At 67.7% G+C, this 2,690-nt stretch carries 1 protein-coding gene and 1 pseudogene; one reads left to right on the top strand and one right to left on the bottom strand.

The window, feature by feature from the left end:
• A pseudogene (locus AC1DXV_RS33565) lies at positions 1-968 on the bottom strand (hypothetical protein); the annotation flags it as partial.
• 210 nt (positions 969-1,178) lie between these two features.
• On the opposite strand from AC1DXV_RS33565, the gene sbcB reads away from it, so the two are divergent.
• Positions 1,179-2,627 (top strand): exodeoxyribonuclease I, encoded by a 1,449-nt coding sequence (gene sbcB, locus AC1DXV_RS33560; protein ID WP_477872590.1) that lies wholly within the window; start codon positions 1,179-1,181, stop codon positions 2,625-2,627.
• The last annotated feature ends 63 nt before the right edge of the window (positions 2,628-2,690 follow it).

Below are 2,690 nucleotides of genomic sequence, written 5' to 3'. Positions count from 1 at the left end.
GCGGTCGACAGCGCGGCGAACTGCGTGGTCGTCAGCGCGTTCAGGTCGTCGGTGCCCAGCGTGGACAGCTGGGTGGTCGTCAGTGCGGCGACCTGGCCGGTGGTGAGGGCGGCGAACTGGTCGCTGGTCAGCGAGCCGAGCTGGTCGGAATTGAGCTGGCGCAGCGCGGCGGTGCTGATCGCACGCAGGTCGCTGGATTCGAGGTTGGGCAGCTGGTCGCTGGTCAGCGCGGTGACCTGGGCGGTCGTCATCGCGGCGAACTGGGCGGTGCTCAGGGCGCGCAGGTCATCGGACTGCAGGCCGGCGATCTGCGTCGGCGTCAGGGCCACGACCTGGGCGGTGGACAGCGCGGCGAACTGCGCGGTGTTCATCGCGTTCAGGTCGTCGGTGACCAGGTTGGCCAGCTGGGCGGTCGTCATCGCCGCCACCTGCGAGGTGGTCAGCTGGCCCATCTGGTCGGAGGTCAGTGCATCGATCTGCGCAGTCGACAGGTTGCGGATCGCGGCCGAGCTCAGCGAGCGCAGGTCCGACGATTCGAGCGTCGGGATCTGGTCGGAGGTCAGCGCCGCGGCCTGCGCGGTGGTCAGCGCGGCGAACTGGTTGGTCGTCAGCGCGTTCAGGTCGGCGGTGCCGAGCTGCGAGATCTGCGTGGTCGTGAGGGCAGCGACCTGGGCGGTGGTCAGTGCCGCGAACTGGTCGGAGTTGAAGGCGCCCAGCTGGTCGGAGTTCAGTGCGCGCAGCGCGGTGGAGCTCAGCGCCCGCAGGTCCTGCGTCTCCATCACGGCGAGTTCGGCGGTGCCGATCGCGGAGATGTTGGTCGACGGGATCGCGGCGACCTGGGTGGTCGTCAGTGCCTGGAACTGCGCCGTGTTGAAGGCGGCCCAGTCCTCGGTCGTCAGCCCGGCAATGGACTTCGTCGACAAGCCGGCGATCTGAGCGGTCGTCAGGAACTGAATGATGCTGGCCATGAAGGGCGTCCTTTGTGTGGAATTCGTTTGCGGGGTCGGCGGCGGTGCGTGCACCCGCTCCAAACCGGACCCAGTCAAACGGGAATATCGGGTACATATGTCCTGGTCTTAAGGTCCAAATGAGGCGCGGATACCGTGCTGTTTGCGCAATCCGTCGGGTTCGCGTCTGATTTGGGCCGGCTGCGGGCTGCTGCTGGTAGATTGCGCGCCATGACCGATTTCACGTTCTTCTGGCATGACTACGAGACCTTCGGCCGCGTGCCGCGCCATGACCGGCCGGCGCAGTTCGCCGGCATCCGCACCGATGCCGAGCTGAACGAGGTGCCGGGCAGCGAGCTGATGGTGTATTGCCGGCCAGCGCCCGATTACCTGCCCGATCCGGAGTCGTGCCTGCTGACCGGCATCCTTCCGCAGACCTGCCTGGAGCGTGGCGTGCCGGAGCACGAGTTCGCCGATGCGATCGAGGCGCAGCTGGCGCAGCCCGGAACGGTGGGCGTGGGCTACAACACGATCCGCTTCGACGACGAGGTGACGCGCCACCTGTTCTGGCGCAACCTGATCGACCCGTACGCGCGCGAGTGGCAGAACCAGTGCGGGCGCTGGGACCTGCTCGACGTGGTGCGGCTGACCTGGGCGTTGCGGCCGGAGGGCATCACCTGGCCGACGCACGAAGACGGCCGGCCGTCGTTCAAGCTGGAGCACCTGACGGCGGCGAATGGGCTGGCGCACGAAGCGGCGCACGATGCGTTGTCGGACGTGCGGGCGACGATTGCGCTGGCGAAGCTGATCAAGTCGCGCCAGCCGCGGCTGTGGGATTTCGCGCTGAAGCTGCGCAGGAAGGACGAGGTGATCCAGGAGATGGGGGTGGGGCGGCCGTTCCTGCACATCTCGGGCATGTACGGCGTGGAGCGCGGCTGCATGGCGCTGGTGTGGCCGCTGGCGCCGCACCCGAGCAACAAGAATGAAGTGATCGTGTGGGACCTGGCGAGCGACCCTGCGGAGTTGTTCACGCTGGACGTCGAGACGATCCGCCAGCGCATGTTCAGCAAGGCCGATGAGTTGCCCGAGGGCATGGCGCGGCTGCCGATCAAGACGATCCACATCAACAAGTCACCGATGGTGATCGGCAACCTGAAGACGCTGAGCGATGCGGTGGCCGCGAAGTGGGGTGTCGACGTGCCGCGCGCGCTGGCGCATGCGGAGCTGGCCGCGAAGCAGGGGCACTTGCTGGCGGGCATGTGGCCGGCGGTGTTCGAGCGGCCGGCACCAGGTGCGAAGCCGGATGTCGACGAGGATTTGTACGGCGGCTTCGTCGGCAATGAAGACCGCAAGGCGCTGCAGCGGCTGCGCGGGTTGTCGCCGCAGCAACTGGCCGACAAGCGACCGGCGTTTGCGGATCCGCGGCTGGCGGAGATCCTGTTCCGTTATCGGGCGCGCAACTACCCGGAGACGCTCAGCGAAGCCGAGCAGGCGCAGTGGCTGGAGCACCGGGTGCACAAACTCCACGACGGGGCAGGGGGCGCATTGACGCTGCAGGCCTTCTTCGATCGGATCGATGTGCTGCAAGAGTCTGAGTCACTGGCCGAGGACGAACGGGCGCAGGACATCCTGGGTGCGCTGGTCGACTACGCCACCGAGATTGCGCCGGAGCGGGACTGATTCTGCGCGGCGCGGGGGGTGAGGGAATGGGCTGGGGGCTCATGCCGAGGCGGTCGGCGCCCC

The organism is Rhizobacter sp. P3_C12 (assembly GCF_056402735.1).
The sequence above is the reverse complement of the archived record's forward strand: the minus strand, read 5'-3'. Positions and strand labels throughout refer to the sequence as shown.

What these genes read in the sequence shown, in the direction of transcription:
- sbcB (WP_477872590.1), top strand. Translation starts at nt 1,179, where the DNA reads ATGACCGATTTCACGTTCTTCTGGCATGACTACGAGACCTTCGGCCGC.